Source organism: Niastella soli, from assembly GCF_017742245.1.
GTDB lineage: Bacteria > Bacteroidota > Bacteroidia > Chitinophagales > Chitinophagaceae > Niastella > Niastella soli.
Map to the genome: position 1 here is coordinate 161,680 of NZ_JAGHKO010000004.1, position 26,508 is coordinate 188,187.

The following is a 26,508-nucleotide window of genomic DNA, read 5'->3' on the forward strand; positions in this document are numbered from 1 at the left end:
TCATGCCAATTGCTAAAAAATATTTTATTCAGGAGTTTTTACATCATGAATTTGTTCATGGCGGCATTGGTAATGTTGATGGAGAAAAAATTTTTGTCTCCCGGGGATACAGGCCTATTGATTTCCCGGGCAGGATGGATTTCTCCATACAATCGAAACTGAAAAGATTTCTTTATTTGATCAGGCTGTTTTTCAGCCTCAGTTCCCGCGATCTGGTCGTATTTCAATTTCCGTTATATGCAAAGATCCACCAGCTGTTAATTACCCTTTTAAGCATAAAAGGAGCACAAATTATTTGTGTGATCCAGGATATGGAGGGGTGGCGTGATGATAACAGGCAACTTTTTGAAAAGGAGAAAAAAGCCCTGCGGCGGATCAGGCTGTTTGTTGCCCACAATGAACGCATGCAGCAGTGGTTACAAACGCTGGTTCCCAAAGCTACCATCGAATGCTTTCAGTTTCACGATTTCCTGACCACGCCCGTATGTAAAAACCGGTCAAAACAAAACCACATAGTTATAGCCGGCGATCTGGCTAAAACCACCTTTATAGAAAAGCTTGGACAACTACCCCGGCTTTCATTTTCAGTGTACGGCGAAGGTTATCCCGTAAAAAATACCGTTCCTGACAATGTCACTTTTAAAGGAGTATATCCCCCGTACGAATTGGTGCATCATGTACAGGGATCATTCGGGTTGGTATGGTATGGGGAGGCAATAGACAGTTTTGACGGCATTTACAGCAGTTATTTAACGGTTATAACCCCACATAAACTGTCGTTATATATACTGGCAGGCATACCCGTTATTGTACCGGCAACATCGGCCAGCGCCATACTGGTAAAACAATATGGAATAGGTTATTCCATTGAAAAATTATCAGAGATGGAAGAAATGATCAGGAATACCAGCGATCAGGAATACCAGGCCATGGTGGAGAACATGCGTCCATTGGCTATGCAAATAAGCCAGGGTCATTTTTTGACAAAAGCACTGGATCAGCTTGAGCAGGCGCTATAAAAATCGACAAGCATAAGGTTCAGCATAAAAGGCGATTACAGATTGCGCCGACGGGTCGGGGCAACCTGTAAAACGCCTACAATCACATTATCTAACACATAACAACTATTTCAGTTTTGAGATCAGCTCAACATACTCCTGCATAGCAGCCTCTTTCGACTTACCTTTAATGCTTTCCCAGGCATTGAATTTGGCTTTGCCAACAAAATCAAAGGCATTGGCTGGTGGTTCTACGTTCACGTCGCCCTCGGTAGCCTGTTTGTAAAGGGCATATAATTGTAAAAGAACGTCGTTGCCTGGCTTTTCGGTTAGGGTCTTACTGCGGGCAACGGCCTGGTCAAAAGTTTCCTGAATATTCATATGACATGTAATTTTTGAGGCACGAAAATAGGCGTTTTTTGCCCACGCGTCTCCATTACACACAACATGCCAATGAATCGGGACAGATTTCATCCCAATTCATCGGGATACCATCCTGCGGATTTCAGGACAGTTCATGAAAGCTCAATCCAATTATGTAATAAATTTATCGCCAATATGTAGTACGATAGATGATTAATATCATGATCGTATAAAATAAAATACGAACTTTAAACAAATGTTCATTTCATGAGAACGGTAGACGATCTTATCGCCAGTAAACCGCGCCCGGAGAATATCATTAAGCCCGATGCTTTAGTGATTGATGCCTTGCACCTGCTTGAAGAGGTAAACCTGAGTTACCTGATAGTAATGGACGGGGACGCGTACAAAGGCGTTTTTTCTGAAAAGGATTACAGTCGAAATGTAGTTTTAAAGGGCCGCAGCAGTAAAGAGGCCCATGTACAGGAAGTGATGACCACCGATCTACCCGTAGTAGGTCCCGAAGAAACGGTGGAACATTGCATGATCCTGATGATAAGAAGTAAAGCCCGCTATCTGGTAGCGATCGATGAGAAAAAGTTTATGGGGATAATCACTATTCACGATATTCTCAGAGAAGTATTGGCTAACAAGGCTGAAGTGTTTGATGATACCCTTGCCGAAGAATTGATCAAAACGGCTGAGGGAAGAGGAAGGATCTATTAATTATTAAGTTATTGAGTTCGTGAGTTAACTAAATAACTTACGAACTCAATAACTAACAAACTATAAGTTACCAGCTATCAGTTCTGAACGGATTGACCGGCAATCCTTCTTTTCCAAATAAATTACCTACCGCCGTATTGGTGAAACCATAGCGAACGGCCACCGGTTCCTTCACCAGTTTATTCCACACCACCAGTTGGTTGTTCTCGATCTTCGCCTCGGCAGGGTAGAACTGCTGATCGGCACCAGCCACATATATTTCAGTGATCGTTTTTCCGGTTGACAGTAAGCCAGCAGGCGCATTATCAAAGCTGATATACGCTTTGCCCTTCTTTATTTCCATGCCTTTGTACATAGGGCTTTTATAGGCAAAACCTTCTTTTTTATAGGTATCGTGCAGGGCCCAGTTAGCCAGGCGGGCACCCACATCGTGTTTATTGGTAGGGTGAATATTAGTGGTATCGGCTACCAGGTCGGTAATAACCACCATGCCTGTTTGCGGATGGGCCATCACCTTTGTCTGTTGTTCGCGCAACAGGGAACCGATCAGTGGGCTGCCATATTTAAAAGGGGCGATCTGTACATAATAAAAAGGGAATTCTTTACCCCAGGCCTTGCGCCAGCTGTCGATCATGGTGGTGAACAGTTTACCATACGAAGCGGCGGTTTCTGTATTGCTTTCACCCTGGTACCAGATAGAACCTGCAATGTTATAATTGATGATCGGATTGATCATGGCATTATAGGTATAACCGGGCGTAATAGGCCAGCCGCCATTAGCCTTTAATTTGGTTGCGGCGTTTTTCAGCTCTGCATCATTGTTCACCAGGGCGTCGGGCGTCCATACTTCGGCCGGTGTACCGCCCCAGCTGGAATTGATCAAGCCAATGGGCACATTCAGGTCTTTGTTCAGCTTTTTCCCAAAGAAATACCCTACCGCACTGAAGAATTTCAACGTGTTACTATCACACACAGTCCATTTGGCGGCGCAATCATCCTGTGGGTTGGTAGCGGTAGTTTTAGGAATATGAAAAAAACGGATGTTATTATTATAACAGGCAGGCAGCTCTTCCTTAATATCAGCCAGCTTGTTATAGTAGTTCCATTCCATATTCGACTGACCCGAGCAAACCCATACCTCACCGATCATTACATTTTCCAACACAATGGGGGTGGGGGTATTGCTGCCCCAGATAGTAATAGTATAAGGGCCACCGGCAGCAGGTGTTTGAACGGTTGTTTGCCAGTTGGCATTGTTAGTGGCCTTCAGGGTATCAGCCTTGTTATTCCAGCTGGTGGTAATAACAACTTTTTCAAACGGAGCACTCCAACCCCACAGTTTAACGGTTGATTGTTGTTGTAATACCATGTTGCTGCTAATAACCGCCGGCAGGCGAATGGCGGCATGAGAAGCGATCACAAGCGAACAAAAGAACAGGAGCGATGACCATTTTTTCATACTAAATAGCAATTTGTGCGATTAAATGTATTGTTGAAACCGAAACCAACAAAAATTATATTTATAATGAGATGACAGATAGAAGCATTTCGGGGGCCAAAGGTTGTTTTATATAATAAAAAAACCGTCCCGGTTTGTCCGGAACGGTCTTATATTATTTTATTTCCCAATAGTAATTATCCTATGATCATTTCGGGTTTCCAGTTGAAGGTCACATTCACTTCAATATCGGGGTGAATGCTGTACATAACCGGACAGGTGTTGGCGGCTCTTTCCAGAATGGTCTTTTGTTTTTCATCAACCTGCAGTGAATCAGGGAAATGAAATGTTAAATTTATGCCGCCAATACGGCGGGGATCGGCCTTCATGATCTTTTCCACATCGATCTTAATGCCTTTTATATCGAGGTTCATATCGCGTGCTTTTATACCCATGATCGTTAGCATGCAGGTGCCCAGGGCTGTTGCCACCATGTCTGTCGGTGAAAAACGCTCGCCCAAACCCTGGTTATCTGGCGGCGCATCGGTTTCAATAATGGACCCGGATTTTTCGTGTGTACAAACCGTTCGCAGATTTCCTTCGTAAACTACAGTTGAGGTCATTATGTATATTTTTGCCTTAAATTTACGTCTAATAATCAAATCAAAGCCAGTGAAGAAAATTGTTTTGTTCCTTTTGGCTGGTACTCTTGCCTCCACAACATGGGCGCAGGATAACCCAACACCCAAATCGCCAACAGCAAAAAAAGACAAACAGGCCGCAAGAAAGGAGAGGATCAATAACCTGATAAAATTGGAAGAGGAAGGAGAAATTATTTTTAACAAACAAAACGTTTTCGGCATTAAGCTTAATACCGATGGCTATGGGCTTTCCTATGAAGTAGGACGGTTCAAAAGCGCCCGGGTGGCCAACATCTTCCAGTTGGAGATCAACGAAAAAAAGCACAAGAAAGAAAGACGCACCTCGTTGCAGAATGGGTTCAACTTCAACAGCGTGATCTACGGCAAGCTTAATAACTTTTACCAGGTAAAACTGAGTGCCGGCCAGCAACGCATTATTGGCGGCAAAGGAAATAAGAATGGGGTAGGCGTAATGGCCGTTTATACCGGTGGCTTAAGCGTTGGTTTGCAAAAACCGTATTATGTTGATGTAGTAGACCAGTCAGACCAACGTTATCGTAAAACATACCCAACCATTTCCGACAGTAATTATCTGGAACTGGGTGCTTCCGGGTTTACCGTTGGCTGGAGCGAAGTGAAGCCTAAATTTGGCTTAACTGCCAAGGGGGCCCTCCGGTTTGATTATGGGCGGTTTAACGAAACCGTTTCAGCCATTGAAGTGGGCCTGAATGCAGAGTATTATGTACAGAAAGTAGCCCAAATGGCGTATAACCCCGAAAAGAACTTTTTCTTCAACGCCTATATTACCCTGTTATTAGGAAGGCGTAAGTAGGAAAGGCACAAGATATTTAAGTGGGTCTTTTTTTTAAGGAGGCTCACTTTTTTGTTTTACAGGCATTCCCTTAAGTTCGTAGGTTATTGAGTTATTAGTTCGGAGTTCCGGGTTGCCAGCGAATAAATTCCGGGAGCCGGAAACGGCGACCGACAATCATGAACTTACAACATAATAACCTAATAACTAAATAACCTAATAACTCGGAACTCTGAACTGCCGATTGCCTATTGATTTATACACTGTTACGGGATAACTAAACGCCCCTGATTACCAGTTTTATGTTATTTTTGTTGATAAATAGTCAACCCAGTGATTAATAGTTGACTAGCTATCAATTTGTTACAGAAAACCTTTTGGGTTCTGGTGTGTTAATATACCTGATATGGAAACACCCTAAGGTTTAATCAGAATACTAAGCATATGCAGGAATTACCCGTTATCAGTAGTGTAAATGAATCGAACTCCGTTGTAAAAAAGCCCAACTGGCTGCGTGTAAAATTACCTACCGGCGAAAACTACCGGCATGTACGCAACCTGGTTGATACCCATAAACTGCACACCATTTGCGAAAGTGGAAATTGTCCAAACATGGGCGAATGCTGGGGCGAAGGTACCGCCACCTTTATGATCCTGGGCAATGTATGCACCCGCAGCTGCGGTTTTTGCGCGGTAGCCACCGGCCGTCCCGATGCAGTGGACTGGGACGAACCACAACGCGTGGCAGAAGCCATTCACCTGATGAAAGTGAAACACGCCGTGTTGACCTCGGTTGACCGCGATGAACTGAAAGATGGTGGCAGCATCATCTGGCACAATACCATTAAAGCAGTAAAAGCATTAAATCCCGATACTACACTCGAAACGCTGATCCCCGACTTCAAAGGAAAGGCTGAGGACGTTCAACGCATAATTGAGGCCCATCCAGAAGTAGTATCACACAATATTGAAACTGTGGAACGCCTCACCCGCCAGGTGCGTATTCAGGCTAAATACCGCCGCAGCATGGAAGTGTTGAAGATCCTGAAAGAAGGTGGTATGCGTACAAAAAGCGGTATCATGTGTGGGCTGGGTGAAACAAAGGAAGAAGTATTACAAACCATGCAGGACCTGCGTAACAGCGGTGTTGATGTAATAACCCTGGGCCAGTACCTGCAACCTACCAAAAAGCATTTACCAGTTCTCCGGTTTGTGCACCCCGACGAATTTGCCGAATTTCGTGAGTTTGGTTATAACATTGGCTTCGACTATGTAGAAAGCGGTCCCCTGGTCCGTTCTTCCTATCACAGCGAAAAGCACGTTATACCAGGTTACGGCAAAGAACAGTGGCTGAAGCAGAAAGAGATGATGATATCTTAATAAAGCACTTGTAGATAAAAAGTATTGAACGTTTGTAAATACAGAAGTAAGAAGTAGGAGGTAAGAAATACAGATTTTCACGCTTCATACCTCTTACTTCGTACTTCAAACTTCTTACTTCTCCAACATTGCGAATTGCACAATCAATATTACTAGCAATCTGCCTTTTGCCAGCAGTTGGCCATTCCCAACTCCATTGGAAAAAGGCCAATAATGAATTTGACAGTCTCCCCGGTGCCATTCGCGTTTTTAAAACCGCCGACTCCCTGAACGGCCGCCCCTTTAAGGCGTATTGCGTTGAAATAAAGCTGAAAGACAAACACATTGACTTTACCACCCAAACAGGCGAAGGTAACAGTTATACCCCTTCGCAATATTATAAGCGGGAACAGCAACCTTACATTGTCGTAAATGGCGGGTATTTCTCTTTTCAAACCCACCAGAACCTGAATGTGATCATACGCGAGGGAAAAATGGTAGCCTACAATATTCCCGCACTGAAAAGCCTGTTCAACGATTCTTTTTATTACGCCACCCGTAGTGCGCTTGGTATCACCAAAAAAAGACTGGCCGATGTAGCCTGGCTGTTCACAGATACGGCCAAACGATGGCCATACGGGTTTCAAACCCAGCCCATTATTGCCAAGGGCAGCAAGCCAGATCCCTCATTTTCCGATCTACATACCATTGAACAATGGAACTGGTGGAAGATGCATACCGCTATTGGCGGTGGTCCGGTACTGGTACAGGAAGGCGCTGTATTTATTACCAATAAAGAAGAGCAGCTGTATGCGTTTGAACGGGATGATCGCCACCCGCGTACTGCTATTGGGTATACCCATAATCACCGGTTGATTATCCTGGTTATACAGGGTCGCAGTCCCGGAGTTGCCGAAGGCGCCACGCTCGATGAAACGGCGCGGATCTTAGTAGAACTGGGTTGTGAAGAAGCCATTAACCTCGATGGTGGCGGCAGCAGTTGTATGCTCATCAATGGAAAGGAAACCATTCAGCCGGCGGACAAAGAAGGCCAACGACCGGTGGCTAGTGTGTTTATTGTGAAAAAGAAGGAGCCTAAGAGAAAGAAATGAGTTGACCAGTTGATCAGTTAACCAGTGATACAGAGCCAGGAAGAATTATCTCGAAAAAACCATTTTTTAGGTATGAAAATGCAGAAGTAAGAAGTTTTGATATATGAAAAGGGCCCAGGCGGTTTTAAAACTACCTGGGCCCTTAGTATTTTGTATTCCTTGTCAACCTCGTCAACCCGATCAACCTTTAACCTGGTCAACTGATCAACGGGTCAACTAGTCAAACTAAACTACTTTATCCGTCTTCACCTCCCACACCAGCGCACTAGCGCCAAGGATCGCCGCATCTGCTTCCTTCAATTCAGAGAACAACAGCTTTACTTTGTTCTGGAAAATGGGCAGCAGGTTCTTTTCCATATGTTCGCGGGTTGGCTTTAGGATCAGGTCGCCGGCCTTGGTCATACCGCCAAATAAAATGATGGCTTCAGGTGAAGAGAACATCACGAAATTGGACAGCGCCAGCCCCAGCACCTCACCAGTAAATTGATATACCTCCTGGGCGATCGCATCGCCCTGCATGGCGCAATCATATACAATGCGGGAATCAATTTCTTCCTTGGCATAATTGCGCAACAGGCTGTCGCGTTTGTGGTCGCGATCAAGGAATTCAATAGCGGTCAATGCCACACCGGTAGCCGAAGCATACGCTTCCAGCGAACCCCGCAAGCCAGTGCCCTTATGTAAACGGCCACCAGGAATGGTAGTAGTATGGCCCAGTTCGCCGGCAAAACCGTCGTGACCATAGATCAGCTGACCGTTGGCCACAATTCCGCTGCCCACACCGGTACCCAGCGTGATCATGATGAAATCGCGCATGCCACGGGCTACGCCATACATCATTTCACCCACGGCGGCTGCATTTGCATCGTTGGTGAGGGAACAGGGAACGCCAAATTTATCGTTCATAAGCTGAACCAGCGGCACCAGCCCCTTCCAGGGTAAATTGGGCGCATATTCAATAGTACCTTTGTAATAATTTCCATTGGGAGCGCCAATACCAATACCACGAATGGAATTAATGCCACCCACCTGTTCAATAGCCGGACTCAGGGCTATGGCCAGTTCATCAATATAATCTGAAATATTATTATGCTTACGGGTCGAAATGGCTCCCCGGTACGAGATCTCACCCCGGTGATCTACAATTCCAAAAACCGTGTTGGTACCGCCAATATCAATTCCTATAGCATACTCTTGTTGTCTCATTGCAAATTCAGTTTCTATGTTCAGTCATAAAAAGCCCCTGCGGACCATTTTTCGGCATGAAGATAACATCAATTTATCTATTAATGGCCTCCAGCGCTGTCAAGTTTGTCATAATCAATGCCCTGTGCTTTCAAAATAGCCTTGGCACGAATGGCATAGAATGCCAGGTAGGCAAAACAGAAAACGCCTACTACGAAAGAGGCCTGAATGCCCAGTGCATGTTCATCAGCCAGCAAACCTTGTATCACAGGGATGAATGCACCACCACAGATCATCATGATCAGGAAGCTGGCGCCTTCGTTGGTATGACGGCCTAAACCGGCAATAGCCAGCGTGAAGATACAAGGCCACAGGGTTGAGCAGAATAAACCTACACTGATAAAGGCATATACGCTAACCATACCGTCAGCCATCATGCCAATGATCAGGGCTGTAATTCCGCAAAGTGAAAAGATCAGCAACTGGCGGGCAGGATTACCCTTGCTCAGCAGGTCACCAATGATCAGGGCAACAATTACCCCTGCATATACATAAAAAGGAGTGATATCGTGACTTGCGATCTTGTTGATCAGCAGGAAAACGCCAAATGCCAGGTATGGCATAATAAAGCGTAAAACCGACTTAACCGACGCACTGATATTGAACGCACCTACAGAGGAGGTCCAGCGGCCCATCATTAAACTGGCCCAGTACAACGATACAAACGGAGCAATATGTTCAGTTGGGAAAGCTCCTCCATTTGGACCAGTAAGGTGTTTTTTCATAAACATCGGCAGATTACTGGCCGTAGCCACTTCCACACCCACATAGATAAAAATGCCGATCATCCCCAGCCAAAGCTGAGAATAGCTCAGCGGACTTCTTTTTGAAGCAGAAGCAAGTGAACCCATGGGTTTGGCAGTTACTTCAGAGCCTTTATCAAAATCCAATTCAACTTCCTCATCATGTTTGATCTGATTGGGAATAGGGGAGAATTTAAAGATGATACCTACCAGAATAAAAGCGGCCCCCAGGATCAGATAAGGCACTTTTACCGCGCCAATATCGGCAACTTTAGCACCGCCGGTAACAGAACCAAAAATGGCCAGACTTACCACTACAGGGCCGAGCGTAGTACCCAGGTTGTTGATGCCGCCTGCCATGCTTAAACGCTGTGACCCGGTTTTGGGATCGCCCATTACAATGGCCAACGGGTTGGCGGCCGTTTGCTGCAGGGAAAAACCCAGTCCAACAATAAACAGACCGCTGATCATAATAAAGAATGATTCAGTTTGGGCTGCGGGATAAAACAACAAGGTACCGAGGGCGGAGATCACCAGCCCCAATGCAATACCGTTCTTATAACCAATTTTATTTAAGATATCACCACCGGCTATTTTACTAACCAGGAAGTAAATAACAGAGCCTACAGTATATGCTGCATAAAAAGCAAACGCGATCATTTGCGATTGCCAGGGCTTCAGGTGCAGCTTTTCCTGGAATACGGGAATCAGAATGTCGTTACTGGCAGCCACAAAGCCCCAGAAAAAAAAGACGGAAACGAGTACGGCAAATTGCGACCATTTGGTTTGTTGACTCATTTAAAGGTTGGTTTTTAGTCAAAAGATGTTTTAAAAATAACAAGTTTTTGCCACAGCCTGCCCCAATTCTCCAGGGAGGGCCGTACAAATTCAATTACCTTTTTAAGCGTTTTTCAAAAGCAATCGCCAAGATACCGCTTTAGCTGCATCGGGCATGAAAATTTCTGTGCCCCGAACCAATAACAGTCTATAAAACCTATCATATAAGAGATGTTTTGTAATCATTTTTTATGGATCTGCATCATTCAATCAAAATCCTTCCTATATTGAACACACATTTCCTTTTTACTTTTAACCCGACTTTTTAGAATGGATATATTACATGTTAGCGCGGAATGTTACCCTGTAGCTAAGGCAGGAGGTTTGGGAGATGTGGTAGGGGCCTTACCAAAATATATGAATGAACTGGGGCACACCACCCGGGTGGTTATGCCCATGTACCGGACCAAATTTTTATATGCCAATGAGTGGGAAGTGGTGCACAAAGCCAACACCAACATGGGCAACTGGTGGTTTGAGTTTACCATCATAAAGGAAAAGACCAACAAACTGGGTTTTGAATTATACCTGGTTGATGTGAACGGGTTGCTCGACCGCGAAAAAGTATACGGCTACAACGACGACAACGAACGCTTTACCGCTTTTCAGATCTGTGTACTCGACTGGCTGAATGCCTGGGCCAAAAAGCCTGATATACTGCATGTGCATGATCACCATACCGGCCTGATCCCTTTTATGGTAAAAAATTGTCAGAAGTACCGGGGGCTTGCCTCCATAAAAACGGTACTGACCATTCACAATGCCCAGTACCAGGGTTGGATGCCCTGGAACCGCAGCATACTCATTCCTCAATGGGATATGTGGAAATGGGGCATGCTCGACTGGAACAATACCATCAACCCGCTGGCCAGTGCCATCAAATGTGCAGATAAAATAACCACCGTAAGCCCCAGTTATCTGCAGGAGCTGAAATGGATGAGCAATGGCCTGGAAGCCCTGTTCGAATATGAAAAAGGAAAATGTGTGGGCATCCTGAACGGCATCGACGCCAAAGTATGGAACCCCGAAACAGATACATACTTACAGCACCATTTCTCCGAACACGACTATGAAGCCGGCAAGGCAAAAAATAAAATGCTGCTGTGCGATCAGTTCAGTCTCGATTATGACAAACCCCTGATAGGTTTTATTGGCCGCCTCGTTGGCGAAAAAGGGGCCGATCTGTTACCCCAGGTTATCAGCGATTCTTTTTATTTTATAGGGCGTCGAATGAATTTCCTCGTATTGGGAAGCGGTTTCCCCGAAGTGGAAGCACGCCTTTCGGCGCTAAAACCATTATCGCAATCCGATTATAACGTCTATATCGGTTATAACGAAGGGTTAAGTCATACCATGTATGCCGGGCTTGATTTTTTGTTAATGCCTTCACGCGTAGAACCATGCGGACTGAACCAGATGTACTCCATGCGATATGGCACCGTACCCATGGTACGCCGTACCGGCGGGTTAAAAGATACCGTTATAGATTTTGGTGACGTAAATGGATACGGCATCTGTTATAACCATGCCAGTGTACCCGATGTTACGCATGCCGTATGGCGTGCCGCCGAAGTATACCACGACAAAGAAAAAATGAAAGGCATCAGACAGCGAATGATGAACCTTGATTTCAGTTGGGAAAGTAGTGTAAAGCAGTATATACAGGTTTATTCATCGTTAGTAATGTAATAATTGTATAACTTTAAGAAGAGTAGAGTAGACTAATTCAAGAGTATAATAGAACAAGATTTAGGTTTAAAACTACAACCATGAGCAAACAAGTGATTGCTGTCATCCTGGGCGGAGGAGCCGGTACACGACTTTATCCCCTTACTGCCAGCCGTTCGAAACCCGCAGTGCCTATCGCCGGAAAATATCGTTTGGTAGACATCCCTATTTCAAACTGTATCAACTCCGGTATTAACCGCATGTTTGTTTTAACGCAATTCAACTCGGCATCGCTGAACAAACACATTAAGAACACCTATCACTTTAGTATTTTCAGCAGTGCCTTCGTTGACATTCTGGCCGCAGAGCAAACCCCCGATAACCCGTCGTGGTACCAGGGTACAGCAGATGCCGTACGCAAATCATTACGCCACCTCAGTCAGCACGACTTTGAATACGTGCTTATTCTCTCCGGCGACCAATTGTACCAAATGGACTTCCAGGACATGATCAACAAACACCGGGAATCCGGCGCCGCCATATCAGTGGCCACCATTCCGGTGAATGCCAAGGAAGCTTCTGATTTTGGGATCCTGAAAGCCGATCCCGATGGTCATATTACTTCATTCATTGAAAAACCCAAGCAAGACCTGTTGCCCGACTGGAAAAGCGAAACGAGCCCTGATATGCAAAAACAGGGCAGGGTATACCTGGCAAGCATGGGTATCTATATCTTCAACCGTAAACTGATCTTTGATCAGTTAATGGAAGAACATAAAGGCGCCACCGATTTTGGTAAGGAGATCCTTCCTAAATCCATCGGTGTGCATAAGATCATGAGCTACGAGTACGATGGGTACTGGACCGATATTGGCCATATCTATTCCTTTTTTGAAGCCAACCTCGCGCTCACGGCAGATATTCCACCATTCAACTTATTCGACAACAGGAACGCCGTATACACCCGTGCACGCATGTTGCCACCGGCTAAGATCAGCGGCACCACGCTTGAAAAGACCATCATTGCGGAAGGCAGCATCATCAATGCCAGCCGCATCGAAAACAGCGTGATCGGCATTCGCAGCCGTATTGGTCATGGTACTACAGTGGTGAGCAGTTATGTGATGGGCTCCGATTATTTTGAGACCATTGAAGAAATGCAGCATTCGCTGGAGAGAGGACTGCCCAAACTGGGTATAGGTGAACGTTGTTATATTCGCAATGCGATCATTGACAAAAACTGCCGCATTGGCAACGATGTGCGGATCAACGGAAGCAATCATCTCGAAAATACCGATCACTCGTTATACACTATAAAAGACGGAATTGTCGTTGTGAAGAAGGGTTCTATTTTACCCGATGGATTTGTGATCTAAGCGACAAGACATAAGATTAAAGGTGGATTATCCGTAAAGGATGGTTCACCTTTTTTAATTGGAGCAAGGCAATGGGCAGCAGGCAATAGAAATACACCGCTGCGTGTCAATCCGCGTCGCGGCCCATTGCCCATTGCCTATTGCCTTATTCAACCCTATTCACTCTTCAAACTACTCACCGGGTTCATCATCGCGGCTTTAATTGCCTGAAAGCTTACCGTTAACAAAAAACTGTTCGGTTTTGATACGTTCATTGTTCGGATGAATACAAAATTACCTATTACTTCCATCCGGCAACGCCATCATGTGACGGTCTTCGGAAACCGCTGGGACGGGCTTCGGAAAACGGTGGGACGAATGGCAATTTCTCCACTGAAAATTCATTTTAGTTGTGACGGTCCGAGGGAAATGGTGTGACGGTTACCTTTACATCGATGGGACGAATGGTAATTTCTCCTCTGAAATTTCATTTTAGTTGTGACGGTTAAGCAGAAAACGGTGTGACGAATGGTCGAAAACCGGTGACGGTTTTTATTTCCTTCACTTTGCCTATACTGATCCTTCGCTTTGCCTATACTGATCCTTCACTTTGGGTCCTCGGGCGCCGGGGAAGCAATGAGGTGCTATCAAGGTAGCATTGTACCGGTTTTTTGAGTTTGATTGCTGACTGCCGCGACACGCGCAGCGTGGAGCTAACTGTATGCTGTATTCCACTGCCGACTGCCGATTGCCGGCTTGGCCGCCGAAGCCTTGGCGAAGGCGGATTGCCGCGACACGCGCAGCGTGGAGCGTACTATTGTATTCCTTTGCCGTTTGCCGTTTGCCGTCTGCCGTTTGCCGTCTGCCGTTTCACGTTTCACGCTTACCCCACTTCCCCTATATAAATTTTCTTTTCGTATCTTACACATACTCAAAGCGATTGCATATGGAACCATCCCCGATAGTATTGGATACCGAACAGGCCATTCAGGCCAAACCCCATTTCAACTTCTGGCAGATCTGGAATATGTGTTTCGGCTTCTTTGGAATACAATTTGGCTGGTCGTTACAAATGAACAATATGAGCGCCATTTATGAATACCTGGGCGCATCGGCCGAACAAATACCAGGCTTGTGGCTGGCAGCCCCTATGACAGGTTTATTGGTGCAACCCATCATCGGTTATCTCAGCGACCGTACCTGGCATCCTGCCTGGGGCCGCAGAAGACCCTACTTTTTAATTGGCGCCATCCTGAGTTCCCTCGCTTTGTTTATTATGCCCAACGCCTCGGCCGTTTGGATGGCCGCTGGCACGCTCTGGATCCTGGACTCATGCATTAATGTTAGTATGGAACCCTTCCGCGCCTTTGTGGCCGACAACCTCAATGAACAGCAGCGGCCCTTTGGTTACTCCATGCAAAGTATGTTCATTGGCGCTGCGGCCTTTATCGCCGGGTTCTTACCGGGTATCCTCGTAAACTGGTTTGGCATCTCACGCGAAAAAGCAACCGGTGGCATTCCTCAAAACATCATGTGGTCGTTTTATATTGGCGGCATTATGTTTTTAGTGGCCGTGTTGTACACCGTATTCCGCAGTAAAGAATATCCACCCACCGATCCTAACTGGCGGCAACAATTGAATGCAGAACATGGTCCCGGCTTAGCCGGGAGCATTGGGGGTGCCATAAAGGAGATCACAGCCTCAATCTTTCAAATGCCGGCACAAATGAAGAAACTGGCATTGGTGCAGTTCCTCACCTGGCCCGGACTGTTCCTTATGTGGTTTTATTATACAACCGGTGTGGCGCGCGATATTTTCAAAGGCGATCCTAACACCTCTAATGCTATATACACACAGGGAATAGAACATGCCAATGCCACCTCCTCCATTTTAAACCTCGTTACCTTTTTGTTTTCACTTACATTGTCATTTTGGGTGGCCAAGCTGGGCAAAAAAATGACCCATACATTTTGTCTTATCATTGGCGGCATTGGTTTATTCACTGTAAAATACATCAGCGATCCTGCTATGTTGTATGTGTCCATGAGTTTGGTGGGCGTTGCCTGGGCTTCTATTTTGTCAATGCCATATTCTATGCTGGCCGGACATTTACCTGCAAACAAGATCGGCATCTATATGGGCATCTTTAATTTCTTTATTGTATTGCCCGAGATTATCGCCTCACTTTTCTTTGGAAAGATCATGGAATCCTTTCTGCACAACGATCGCCTGTTGGCCGTGCAGATAGGAGGCTGCTTGCTGATGGCAGCAGGTTTTGTTTGTGCTTTTATTGTAAAAGAAAAAACACAAGATGAGCTGTTGTAGAAAACTGGTTATTACGGTTGTTTTTTCTTTTTTGACCCTGTTTGTTATTGCACAGGATAGTACCCGGGTATTTCCCACGCATTGGTTTACTGGCATGAAGAACCGGGACCTTCAATTGATCTTTTATAATAAAAGCAAAAACCTGAGCGGGGAAAATTGGGTTGTCCAATCCGCTGATCCTGCCATAAAAGTTAAAAGGTTTTACAAAAACCCAAACCGGCATTACCTGATCGTGGATGTAGAAATTGCGCCCAATGCCCAGCCAGGGAAATATTTATTAAAATTTGGCGGGTTGGCGCTGAATGAGTGGAGCAAGATCTGGTTTGAATTAAAACCACGCAGCCCCCAGAATGGCAAAACGCGCATCAAAGGCATAAACAGTACTGATCTTATTTACCTCATTATGCCCGACCGCTTCAGCAATGGCGACACCACCAATGACCGTATTGCCGGACTGAGAGACCAAAGTATCGACCGCAACAATTATTTCAAACGTCACGGCGCCGATTTGAAAGGCATACAAAACCACCTCAATTACCTGCAGCAACTGGGTGCAACTGCATTATGGCTGAACCCGGTGTTACTAAACGATATGCTTGACCGCAACGAACACGGCTATGCATTTACCGATCATTATACCATTGACCCGCGACTGGGGGGCGCCAACGCCTATCATGAGTTGATCGACAGCATACACAAACGGGGCATGAAGATCATCCAGGATGCGGTTTACAACCATGTGGGCATCGAACATTTTCTGTATCGCGATCTGCCCGACAGCAGCTGGTTCCATTGGTGGCCAATCTATACCAACACCACCTTTAAAGACCAGGTGCTGATGGACCCCTATGCTTCCACAATTGATAAAAAGCGAATGAGCGATGGCTGGTTTACGGAAAAAATGCCCGACCTGAACCAGAACAACCCGCAGGTAGCCAGCTTTCTGATACAGCATGCCATCTGGTGCACGGAAGAGTTCGGCATCGATGGCTGGCGTATAGATACCTATGCTTATAACGACCTCGATTTTATGAACCGCTGCAATAAGGCCCTGCTCAATGAATACCCGCAACTGCATTTATTTGGCGAAACCTGGGTGCATGGCATTCCCAACCAGAGCTTTTTTACCCGCAACCAATACAACATCCCATACAAAAGCAATCTGCCAGGTGTAACCGATTTTCAACTCAACCTCTATGGCATTGTACCGGCATTAACACAGGAGGTTGGCTGGACGGAAGGTGTGAACCGGCTGTACGGTACCACCGCCAATGATTTTGTATATGCCGATCCCATGAAAAATGTAATTTTTCTCGACAACCATGATATCAGCCGGTTCTTCAGTGTAGTAGGAGAGGATGTTGCCAAACAAAAAATGGGGCTTGCCTGGCTGTTCACTTTCCGTGGCATTCCCCAATTGTATTATGGTACGGAAATAGGGATGAAGAATTTTGCCGATCCCGATGGCAAGGTACGCCTCGATTTTCCTGGCGGCTGGGCTGGCGATAGCGCTAATAAGTTTGAACCAGGAGGCAGAACACCCGCAGAAAGCGAAGTGTACAATTATGTACGAACGCTGGCCAACTTTCGTAAGACGTCCCCGGCATTAACAACCGGCAAGCTGATGCAATACGTGCCGGAAGACGGCGTATATGTTTACTTCCGTTATACGGCGCAACAAACCGTGCTATGCGTCATGAACCCCACCGATCAGGAAAAGGAAATAGACATGCACCGGTTCGAAGAAAGAATAAAAACATTTACTCAGGCCAGGAATGTGATTGATGGTACTGTAATAGACATCACCAATAAATTAAAAGTACCGGCCAAAACATTGTGGGTGGGAGAGTTGGTAAGGTGACCTGTAAGGTCCGCCATCGGGTCTCGTACAATTAGTGGGATTAAGCGGTCCTGACAGGTCTTATTTAAAGTGAGAAGAGCCAGACCTGTCAGGTCCAAGACACCAGTCTGAAAGGACAAGCCCCAATGATGGACCTTACAGGTCTGCACCTTAACCTGATAGTACAGGAAGGACAGCCTGTCAAATTCTGCTATATTAGCCAGATGTTACACAAAACGATCCTTGCCTGCTGTATAACAGCACTCTCATTTTCTGTTTCTGCACAAACAAAATGGCCCGCAATAAACCAGCAAACCCGTCCCTGGACCCGTTGGTGGTGGATGGGCAGCGCGGTGGATGAAAAAAATATCAGCAGCTCGTTACAACAGTATAGCAATGCCGGTTTTGGCGGCGTGGAGATCGTCCCCATATATGGCGCCAAAGGATATGAGAACCGCTACATAAAATACTTATCGCCGCAATGGATGCAAATGCTCGATCACACTGTTCAACAATCCAACAAACTGAACATGGGTGTGTATATCTCCGTAGGCACTGGCTGGCCCATCGGCGGTTCCAACGTGACCATCCCCGATGCCGCTTCAAAACTGATCGTTCAACAATATAAACTCAAAGCCAGCACCCCATTTATGGAAAAGATCGTGGTGAATGACCCCAAGCAAAAAGGGGTTGCCGTATTAAGCGCCCTGATGGGCTACAATAAAAACGGAGGTGTCATCGATCTGACCAATAAAGTTGATACCAGTCGTACTCTGCAATACAACACAACCGAAGACCTTGATCTATATGCAGTATTCACGGGTAAAACCCGGCAGGCGGTTAAAAGAGCAGCCCCGGGTGGAGAAGGGTATACCATCGATCATTTCTCAAAAGCGGCCACCGCTGACTATTTCAAAATATTCGATACCGCATTCGGCAATTCATCCCATGGCGTAAAAGCATTCTTTAATGACAGTTATGAAGTATACAATGCCGACTGGACGCCCGACTTCTTTACCGAGTTTCAAAAACGGCGGGGATACGATCTGCGGCAATACATCAACCTGTTTGTTTCCGATGCCGTGAACGATACAGTGGCCCGCTTAAAATCAGATTACCGGGAAACCCTGGCCGACCTGATGCGCGAGAATTTCAGCACTGTGTTCACCCAATGGACCAACAAACGAAATACCCTTTCGGTAAACCAGGCCCATGGTTCACCCGGCAACCTGCTCGATCTGTATGGCGCTTTTGACATTCCCGAAACAGAAACCTTTGGCAGCAGCTATTTTCCTATAAAGGGATTGAAAAGAGACAGTGGCGATATTCGCAATGTAGACCCCGATCCCAATATGTTAAAATTTGCCTCTTCCGCGGCACATGCCTATGGCAAACCACTTACCAGCTGTGAAACTTTTACCTGGTTGACTGAACATTTTAAAACCGCCTGGAGCCAGTGCAAACCCGAAGTAGACCAGGTATTTTTATCAGGCATCAACCATGTATTTTATCATGGTACCACGTACACGCCCGCCGATGTAAAATGGCCCGGCTGGCTGTTTTATGCCTCAGTGAACTTTGTGCCTGATAACAGCTTATGGCCGCATGTAAAGGGATTGAATGAATACATCACCCGTTGCCAATCGGTTTTACAAGCCGGCGAACCAGATAATGAGATCCTCATCTACTGGCCGGTGTACGATGTATGGCACCATGCAAAAGGTATGGATATGCCGCTGAAGGTGCATGATGTGGACCATTGGCTGCACCCCACCAATTTTTATAAAAATGTAGTAGGATTACAAAACGCAGGATACTCGTTGGATTTTGTGTCAGATAAAATGCTGGAACAAGCCAGCGTAACCAATGGCATGATAAGCGTAGTTCCTAAGGGTGCCAAACACAAAGTACTGGTGGTGCCAGGCTGTGATAAAATACCGGTGGCTACTTTGAAAAACATTATAAGATTGATGAAAACGGGCGCTACCGTGATCTTTGAAAGCCAACCCCAAGATGTTCCGGGATTTAATGACCCACAAAAAGGAAAACAGGCTTTACAAGCCTTATTAAACGAATCGAAAATAGCCACCAGTGATGTGGCCGGGGCATTAAACCAGTTGAAAATATTGCCGGAACCCATGGCAACAAAACAGCTGAAATTCATTCGCCGGAAAACAACTGAAGGCATGTATTATTTCATTGTAAATAACTCCGCCAACGATATCGACGAAAAAATAACCCTGCAATCACCAGCTACAACGGTATTACGGATGGACCCACTGAGCGGTGCAATCAACGTTTTGACGGCTGAAAAGAACGCCAACACAACTGCCGTTCAATTACAATTAAGATCAGGCCAATCCATTATTTTAAAACTGAGCAAAAAGGCAGAATCGGCGCCTGCGTACAAAAGTGTTAAACCAGCCGGCGAGGCCATCAATTTACAAAACAATAAATGGACGCTGAGTTTTAAGGACGGTGGTCCGCAATTACCGGCCATCAAACAAATGACCGGTATTAAACCATGGACCAGTTTCACAGAAGATTCAACTATCCAATCATTCTCAGGTACGGGTGTATACACCACTACCTTTACCATTAAAAACAAGGCAGCTGATTATTTATTGCAATTGGATAAGCTGTACGAATCTGCCAGGGTGATCATCAATGGGAAGGAGGCCGGGTTGATCTGGAGCCTGCCTTATGAATTAAAAACGGGCAGTTTTTTAAAAGAAGGGCAGAATACTATTAGTATAGAGGTTTGTAACCTGATGGCCAATCGAATCCGCGATATGGACCGCAGGGGCCAGGTATGGCGCAATTACCATGAGATAAACTTCGTGAACATCAACTATCAAAATTTTGATGCCAGCAAGTGGAAAGTCCAACCATCAGGACTGGATGGCGCTGTGCAATTGATCCCGTTGAAATAAATTACGACATATAAAATGGTGAACTGATCCTCAAGGTACCAGGAGCCAGTTTCTTTGCATGCACTTCCTGCTGTTCAATAGCAGGCAGAATGGATGTTGTGAACCATTTAACTAATTCGCTTTGCGTGTACTGGTTTGCTAACTCTTTGGAGAACATCATTACTTCAATGTGATTGTTGTTGTCTTTCATAATTTTTGTTTTTTTAACAATACAAAGTTCCTTCAGAAAACACCGGTTGAACGTGTACGGATTTCAGCATTTCTTATACATTTCTAAGGTTGGGGACCAAGGTGCTGGTGAATTCGAATTGCTGATACAAAGTTGAAGACAATTCACAAGGCAATTGCGTGACATGCCTCACATTTGAAATGGGCGCTTGCGTTTGTGATCCCCGTCACACTCAGGTTGCCAAGACTTATAAATTCAGGCAATTCAATGCGCTGTTTTTTTGGGAAAACAGAGAAAATAATAAAAATTGTTAGTACAACTAATAATATGAAAAGCATTTACATGCTACTGGCGATCATTACAGCAATCGCGTTCTCCACCTGTACAGGTCCCAAAAAAACGGAAGGTGTTTGGATAAACAAAGAAGGAATAAAGGGCAAAACATACAGCAATCTCTTTATTTTAGTGGTAACGGCAGACATCCAGGCAAGGGTAAGACTGGAAAGCGATCTGTCAAATGTGGCCACATCCAGGGGTTTGAAAACGGTTAAAAGTGTTGATGTAATGCCATTTGACATTGAGAACCCTAAGCAACCCACCAAAGAGGAAGTGGTCAGTAAAGTAAAAGCCAGCGGTTGTGATGGTGTTTTTATCGCTACTTTATTAAAGAAAGATGACCGGGTAACGTATACAGAGGGAAGAACTGGCTATGTACCCATGAACAATTATACCCCCGCAGGCAATTATTATGCATATTATACCGGGGCGTACAATACTATTTCAACTCCATCGTATTACACAACAGATAAAGTATATTTTATGCAAAGTAATTTATACGATGCGGCCTCTGAAGAAAAAATGTGGGCAGTTGATTCAGAAGTTTTTAATCCTTCAAACATTGATGCCTTCAGCAAATCATACACAAAAACGCTCATTTCCAAACTGAAGAAAGCAAGACTGATAAAGAAGAAATAATTCATTCTCTTTAAATAAAATACAGGTAAAGAGTCTATCCCAGGTCTCCATTCGACTACTCCGGCAGATAATGCTATTCTCCGAACGGCGCCGTTTAACGGTTACTTTATAACTCCGGGCAAAAAAGACTAAGCCAGATTGCAAAATCAGGGGCTTAAGGGTGTCTTTTATACAAGCAATATTGCTTTTGTGAATTATAAATAAAATATATGAACAAAGGTCAGTTCTTGGTCCCGCTTGTTATTATACTGCTTTTTTTCGAAGGTGCTTTTCCTCAGGCAACCCGTACAGAAAAAGACCTGCTTGGCGAAAAACAGATCCCTGCAGATGCCTATTACGGAGTGCAAACAGCACGGGCCCTGGAAAATTTTCAGGTGAGTGGAATGCTTACGAAATTCTACCCTGATTATGTAAAAGCGTATGCCATGGTAAAAATGGCGGCTGCACGCGCCAATACCGATGTAGGCAGAATGAGTAAAGAAAAATTGAGCGCCATTGAAAAAGCCTGCCAGGCAGTGATCGATGGGAAATATCACGATCAGTTTTTAGTTGATCTGTATCAGGGTGGTGCAGGCACTTCGGCCAATATGAACGCCAATGAAGTACTTGCCAATGTAGCGCTTGAGATGAAGGGAAATAAAAAAGGCGAATACACGATAATAGAACCACATGACGACCTGAATATGGGGCAATCTACCAACGATGTATACCCTACGACCATTCATGTTGCCTTAATATTGCACAATGATAAAGTTGTAAAAGAAGCTAAAGAACTGGCCGCCGCATTTCATAAAAAAGGGGATGCATATGCAAAGACCCTGAAAATGGGCCGTACCGAAGGTCAGGATGCTGTGCCCATGACCGTTGGGCAGGAGTTTCATGGATTTGCCAACCAGATAGAAGGGGCCATTGACGCACTGGTTAAATCAGAAGCATATTTATATGAGATAAATATGGGCGCCACAGCCATTGGCACCGGTATTACAGCCTCACCCGGATATGCAGAAAAATGCGCTACCCGTTTGGCTGAAATTACCGGTAAACCCATGACGCTTAGCAAAGATCTGATAGCCGCCACCTCCAGTATGCAGGCATTTGTAATGTATTCCGCTGCAATAAAAAACCTGGCGGTTACATTATCCAAGATCAGCAAAGACCTGATCTTTCTTGCCTCAGGGCCAAGAACAGGGATCTTTGAGATCAACCTGCCGCCCCTGCAGCCGGGTTCATCCATCATGCCGGGAAAAGTAAATCCGGTTATGCCCGAACTTATGAATGGAGTATGCTATAAGGTAATGGGAAACGACGCCACAGTAGCAATTGCATCGGCAGATGGTTTATTACAGCTGAATGCATATGAGCCATTTGTTGCAGTTGCCATCATGGAATCGCAGGGACTATTCTTCAAAACGATTCCGATATTCAGAAAACAATGTATAGAAGGCATCACTATAAATGAAAAGGTTTTGCAGAATTATATGAACAGGAGCGTAGGTATAGTGACTGCCTTAAATCCGGTGCTCGGTTACGACAAAACCACAGAACTGGCAAAAGAAGCTTTACAGTCTGGTAAAGGGATCCTGGAATTGATAAGAGAGAAAAAGCTGCTGACTGAGCAACAGATAAAGGACCTGCTGGATCCGGTAAAACTGACCTCACCTACAGGCCCAACAAAGCTTCAGGAATAACCAACATGCATGGAAATTTTCTATTCCTTTCAACATACAAACATGAAATATGAAAAAAATAATCACCTTTTTATTTTCTTTAGTTATAATCATATCTGTACAGGCACAACTGCCACGGGTTATTATTCTGGCAACAGGTGGTACAATAGCAGGTGCAGGCGCTTCTTCCGACAGGGCCGGTTATACAGCCGGAAAGATCCCTATCGATGATCTGATCGGAGCAATACCCACTGTAAAAAAGGTCGCCAGCATTACCGGCGAGCAGATCGCCTCCGTCGGCAGCCAGGATATGACCACCGATATCTGGAAAAAACTCGCTGTTCGCGCAAATGAGATCTTTGCAAAAAATGAGGCAGATGCCATTGTAGTTACCCATGGTACCGATACCCAGGAGGAAACCGGTTATTTTCTGGACCTGGTAGTAGCCAGCGAAAGACCAGTAGTATTGACTGGCTCCATGCGACCTGCCACAGCCATCAGTGCCGATGGTCCCAAGAATCTGTATGATGCTATTACAGTAGCCATTAATCCTAACAGTAAAGGAAGAGGGGTGTTGATCAGTTTCAATGAAGGCATCTTCGATGCAAGGGAAGTCATGAAGTTAAGCACCACGAAAGTAAACGCATTCGGCTCACCCAATACAGGCCCTGTTGGCCAGGTATATGATGGCAAGGTAGAATATTACATGAGCTCCATGCGGGAAGTAAATGTAAAAACGCCCTTTTCCGTACAGGCCGATACAAAATTCCCAAGGGTAGATATTGTATACATGTATGCCGATGCACCACCTGATATGCTGGATATGCTGATTGCCAAAAAAGTAGACGGTATTGTGATCGCCGGGGTAGGAAACGGCAACTTCAATAAGGCATATATGGATGCGGTAAAACGCGCCGTAAGTGCAGGTATTGTTGTATGCCGGGCAAGCCGTACGCCCTCGGGAAGGGTAGTGCTGCATGATGAGATCAATGACGACGAACTGGGCACCATTGTTTCAGATGATCTCACTCCACAAAAGGCAAGGGTCTTGCTGATGCTGGGACTCATGAAAACAAAAGATAAAAAACAGTTACAGCAGTACTTCTTTAAATACTAATACCCACAGGTTACTCCCTCATTGCATTAAATGAAAAATTAAGGCAATGAGGGGGTTCTTTTTGCCCACCCCAGGTATCAATTCGCCTACTCCGGCAGATAGCTATTGGTAAAGGCTACCCATTGACTGTATTTTTACAAAAATCAGAAAAATGAAAAACAACATTCTTACCAACAGCATCGCAGCCGTTATACTCAATACATTTGCATTCGGCGGTCCGGCATCAGCACAACAATCAGGTGTTAAACGTACCGACTTACAACAACACGACCTCAGCATCCCAGGACGTGAAATGGTACAGGTGCGCGTTGACATTGCCCCAGGTGTGCTGGCAGCAAAACATAAACATCCGGGTGAGGAGATCATCTATGTATTGGAAGGCGAATTGCAATACCAGCTGGAAGGCAAGCCACCAGTTACGCTCAAGGCAGGGGAGGTATTGTTCATTCCCGCCGGCACACCTCACACCGCCAAAAATGTAGGAAAAACAAATGGCGCAGAGCTGGCCACTTATATCGTTGAAAAAGGGAAGCCACTGGTAAACATGTTAAAATAATAAGGCTACCATAAACTTTTTGCAAATAAAAAACGTCCCGGATTTTAATCTTTCTAACTCGCTTTTTGGGCCCGGTTTCAATCCTTACAGCTGCTGTACTAACACAAATTCAATTCATTCTCCTCAAAATTATTTTTTATGAAAAGTATACTATTAATTGTTGTGCATGCTGCTTCTAAGTGACGGCTATAGAAATGGCCATTCAAAATAAATAAAGCAATGTAAGCATTGCTGTTCTTCATTACAGCTAAAACAAAATCATTATGGATACTAAAATAATTAACCAGGTGTTATCAGACGAAGATGAATACCTGCTCAAATTGCATAAAATTGTGCAGGACACTATTCAGGAGGAAGATCTTATCATCAATAATTTATTGCATCCGCCACAGGAAGTCATTTCACAGGGGCAAAAGCTTTCCGATAAGGTAGCACGTTTTGGAGGTAGCTGGAAGTTTATTATTTCCTTTGGGATCACTATTGCAATTTGGATCATTTTTAACGTTATAATGACAAAAAGCAAAGAGTTTGACCCCTATCCTTTTATACTTATGAACTTGCTTCTTTCGTGTATAGCGGCATTACAAGCACCCATTATTATGATGAGCCAGAACCGGCAGGAAGTAAAAGACAGAATGAGAAGTGAAAATGATTATCTCATCAATTTAAAAGCTGAAATAGGCATTCGCAGTCTGCATCAAAAGATGGACTTATTGTTGGGCGAACAAATCAAAACATTATATGAAATGCAGGTAAAACAATTTACCATGCTTGAGGATATTAAGGCAAAATTAGACGCGAAGACAGACATTGCTTCCCCCTATTAATTGGCATTTTAGTCATACTTTATCTTTTATCACCTGCCTGCAAGTGTGAATGGTATAACTTATTCATTAAATCATGTAATAGCTACCTTTGCCAGGCATCAGCGCTCCTTTGGCATAAAAAAGTAAAAGATGATTCGCCACCATTATCCTGTTTGCTTTCTATTCTTTAACATCTTTAAACCAGAAATAATCACCATTACTGCAACAGCAATCTTCAGGATACCGCTGATTTTATTTTGTTTTGGCTGGGCTTTTATTACTCTATTACCGACAATTCCTATATCTTCCATTTCCGCGGTAGAAACTGCCAATCCTTTTTCTGACATAACAATTAATTTGAATTTTCAATTTTGTTTCAAAACCAGGTATTTCCTTAATCGGTCTAAAGTCCGGTTGCTGTCTTGTGGGGTATATTTCTATTAACCGGTGCATGTCTTTCATCAGGTACACCTCTGGTCATTAACACAACCCCAATTTCGAGAATACCTAATAGCAGGTGCGGTTGCCAAACGTGATTAACAAACCCGAACAACCAGGGTGAAACAGCCAGAAAAATACCACCTACCATATCAAGTGTTAAATGTGAACGCATTGAGATCATGCGAGCTACGCCTAATTCATAATTTGTCAATAGACTATACAATATGGTTGTTATACCTAAAATTACGGGAACCCAAGTTTCTGCGCCATTTCGCGTAAAATCAAATATCCATGGCGCTGCTATGAGCAATACACCCATAATATAATCGAGACATCCATGAACTTTCGTGTTTATTGGTTTCATAATATCAACATTTAATTA

The 26,508-nt window shown here is 44.7% G+C and carries 23 protein-coding genes; 15 read left to right on the plus strand and 8 right to left on the minus strand.

What is annotated here, in order from left to right:
- The first annotated feature begins 2 nt into the window (after positions 1–2).
- Complete coding sequence (locus tag J7I42_RS15450; RefSeq protein WP_209139729.1) at positions 3–1,019, plus strand: hypothetical protein; 1,017 nt, start codon at positions 3–5, stop codon at positions 1,017–1,019.
- A gap of 105 nt (positions 1,020–1,124) precedes the next feature.
- Here J7I42_RS15450 and J7I42_RS15455 read toward each other — a convergent pair whose 3' ends face one another.
- A complete protein-coding gene (locus tag J7I42_RS15455) occupies positions 1,125–1,379 on the minus strand; it encodes an acyl-CoA-binding protein (RefSeq protein WP_209139730.1) in 255 nt (84 codons plus the stop codon).
- Between the two features lie 249 nt (positions 1,380–1,628).
- Between J7I42_RS15455 and J7I42_RS15460 the strand changes: the two genes are divergently transcribed.
- A complete protein-coding gene (locus J7I42_RS15460; protein ID WP_209139731.1) occupies positions 1,629–2,087 on the plus strand; it encodes a CBS domain-containing protein in 459 nt (152 codons plus the stop codon).
- A 67-nt stretch (positions 2,088–2,154) separates the two neighbouring features.
- Here the strand turns inward: J7I42_RS15460 and J7I42_RS15465 are convergent, their stop codons facing one another.
- On the minus strand, positions 2,155–3,546 hold the full coding sequence (locus tag J7I42_RS15465; protein ID WP_209139732.1) for a sialate O-acetylesterase: 1,392 nt from the start codon (positions 3,544–3,546) through the stop codon (positions 2,155–2,157).
- Between the two features lie 176 nt (positions 3,547–3,722).
- Complete coding sequence (locus J7I42_RS15470) at positions 3,723–4,148, minus strand: OsmC family protein (protein ID WP_209139733.1); 426 nt, start codon at positions 4,146–4,148, stop codon at positions 3,723–3,725.
- A gap of 49 nt (positions 4,149–4,197) precedes the next feature.
- Between J7I42_RS15470 and J7I42_RS15475 the strand changes: the two genes are divergently transcribed.
- The 3 genes from J7I42_RS15475 (at position 4,198) to J7I42_RS15485 (ending at position 7,448) form a co-directional block, all read left to right on the plus strand.
- Positions 4,198–4,998, plus strand: a complete 801-nt coding sequence (locus J7I42_RS15475) for a hypothetical protein (protein WP_209139734.1) — start codon at positions 4,198–4,200, stop codon at positions 4,996–4,998.
- A 423-nt stretch (positions 4,999–5,421) separates the two neighbouring features.
- Positions 5,422–6,357 (plus strand): lipoyl synthase, encoded by a 936-nt coding sequence (gene lipA / locus J7I42_RS15480; RefSeq protein ID WP_209139735.1) that lies wholly within the window; start codon positions 5,422–5,424, stop codon positions 6,355–6,357.
- A gap of 167 nt (positions 6,358–6,524) precedes the next feature.
- Positions 6,525–7,448, plus strand: coding sequence for a phosphodiester glycosidase family protein (locus J7I42_RS15485; RefSeq protein ID WP_209139736.1), 924 nt, complete (start codon positions 6,525–6,527; stop codon positions 7,446–7,448).
- A 225-nt stretch (positions 7,449–7,673) separates the two neighbouring features.
- On the opposite strand, the gene J7I42_RS15490 is transcribed toward J7I42_RS15485, so the two are convergent.
- Entirely contained in the window at positions 7,674–8,654 is a 981-nt protein-coding gene (locus J7I42_RS15490) for an ROK family protein (protein ID WP_209139737.1), read from the minus strand.
- Positions 8,655–8,734: 80 nt separating this feature from the next.
- Entirely contained in the window at positions 8,735–10,234 is a 1,500-nt protein-coding gene (locus J7I42_RS15495) for an MFS transporter (RefSeq protein WP_209139738.1), read from the minus strand.
- A 309-nt stretch (positions 10,235–10,543) separates the two neighbouring features.
- Between J7I42_RS15495 and J7I42_RS15500 the strand changes: the two genes are divergently transcribed.
- From J7I42_RS15500 to J7I42_RS15520, 5 genes are all read left to right on the plus strand, one after another.
- A complete protein-coding gene (locus J7I42_RS15500) occupies positions 10,544–11,962 on the plus strand; it encodes a glycogen synthase (RefSeq protein WP_209139739.1) in 1,419 nt (472 codons plus the stop codon).
- Positions 11,963–12,042: 80 nt separating this feature from the next.
- A complete protein-coding gene (locus J7I42_RS15505) occupies positions 12,043–13,317 on the plus strand; it encodes a glucose-1-phosphate adenylyltransferase (RefSeq protein ID WP_209139740.1) in 1,275 nt (424 codons plus the stop codon).
- A 925-nt stretch (positions 13,318–14,242) separates the two neighbouring features.
- On the plus strand, positions 14,243–15,622 hold the full coding sequence (locus J7I42_RS15510; protein WP_209139741.1) for an MFS transporter: 1,380 nt from the start codon (positions 14,243–14,245) through the stop codon (positions 15,620–15,622).
- Positions 15,609–17,483: an alpha-amylase family glycosyl hydrolase gene (locus J7I42_RS15515; RefSeq protein WP_209139742.1), complete on the plus strand. Its 1,875-nt coding sequence runs from the start codon at positions 15,609–15,611 to the stop codon at positions 17,481–17,483. Before J7I42_RS15510 ends, J7I42_RS15515 begins: the two co-directional genes overlap by 14 nt.
- A gap of 125 nt (positions 17,484–17,608) precedes the next feature.
- Positions 17,609–20,395: a glycosyl hydrolase gene (locus J7I42_RS15520; protein WP_209139743.1), complete on the plus strand. Its 2,787-nt coding sequence runs from the start codon at positions 17,609–17,611 to the stop codon at positions 20,393–20,395.
- 1 nt (position 20,396) lies between these two features.
- On the opposite strand, the gene J7I42_RS15525 is transcribed toward J7I42_RS15520, so the two are convergent.
- Positions 20,397–20,585, minus strand: a complete 189-nt coding sequence (locus J7I42_RS15525) for a hypothetical protein (RefSeq protein ID WP_209139744.1) — start codon at positions 20,583–20,585, stop codon at positions 20,397–20,399.
- A gap of 306 nt (positions 20,586–20,891) precedes the next feature.
- Here J7I42_RS15525 and J7I42_RS15530 point away from each other — a divergent pair, with 306 nt between their 5' ends.
- From J7I42_RS15530 to J7I42_RS15550, 5 genes are all read left to right on the plus strand, one after another.
- Positions 20,892–21,539 (plus strand): hypothetical protein, encoded by a 648-nt coding sequence (locus J7I42_RS15530; protein ID WP_209139745.1) that lies wholly within the window; start codon positions 20,892–20,894, stop codon positions 21,537–21,539.
- 209 nt (positions 21,540–21,748) lie between these two features.
- Positions 21,749–23,227, plus strand: coding sequence for an aspartate ammonia-lyase (locus J7I42_RS15535; RefSeq protein ID WP_209139746.1), 1,479 nt, complete (start codon positions 21,749–21,751; stop codon positions 23,225–23,227).
- A gap of 49 nt (positions 23,228–23,276) precedes the next feature.
- Complete coding sequence (locus tag J7I42_RS15540) at positions 23,277–24,323, plus strand: type II asparaginase (protein WP_209139747.1); 1,047 nt, start codon at positions 23,277–23,279, stop codon at positions 24,321–24,323.
- A gap of 151 nt (positions 24,324–24,474) precedes the next feature.
- Positions 24,475–24,879: a cupin domain-containing protein gene (locus J7I42_RS15545; RefSeq protein ID WP_209139748.1), complete on the plus strand. Its 405-nt coding sequence runs from the start codon at positions 24,475–24,477 to the stop codon at positions 24,877–24,879.
- A gap of 263 nt (positions 24,880–25,142) precedes the next feature.
- Complete coding sequence (locus tag J7I42_RS15550) at positions 25,143–25,706, plus strand: DUF1003 domain-containing protein (protein WP_209139749.1); 564 nt, start codon at positions 25,143–25,145, stop codon at positions 25,704–25,706.
- Between the two features lie 143 nt (positions 25,707–25,849).
- On the opposite strand, the gene J7I42_RS15555 is transcribed toward J7I42_RS15550, so the two are convergent.
- Together J7I42_RS15555 and J7I42_RS15560 are read right to left on the minus strand one after the other, a co-directional pair.
- Positions 25,850–26,032, minus strand: a complete 183-nt coding sequence (locus tag J7I42_RS15555) for a hypothetical protein (RefSeq protein WP_209139750.1) — start codon at positions 26,030–26,032, stop codon at positions 25,850–25,852.
- Between the two features lie 56 nt (positions 26,033–26,088).
- A complete protein-coding gene (locus tag J7I42_RS15560) occupies positions 26,089–26,490 on the minus strand; it encodes an SPW repeat domain-containing protein (RefSeq protein WP_209139751.1) in 402 nt (133 codons plus the stop codon).
- Positions 26,491–26,508 lie beyond the last annotated feature (18 nt).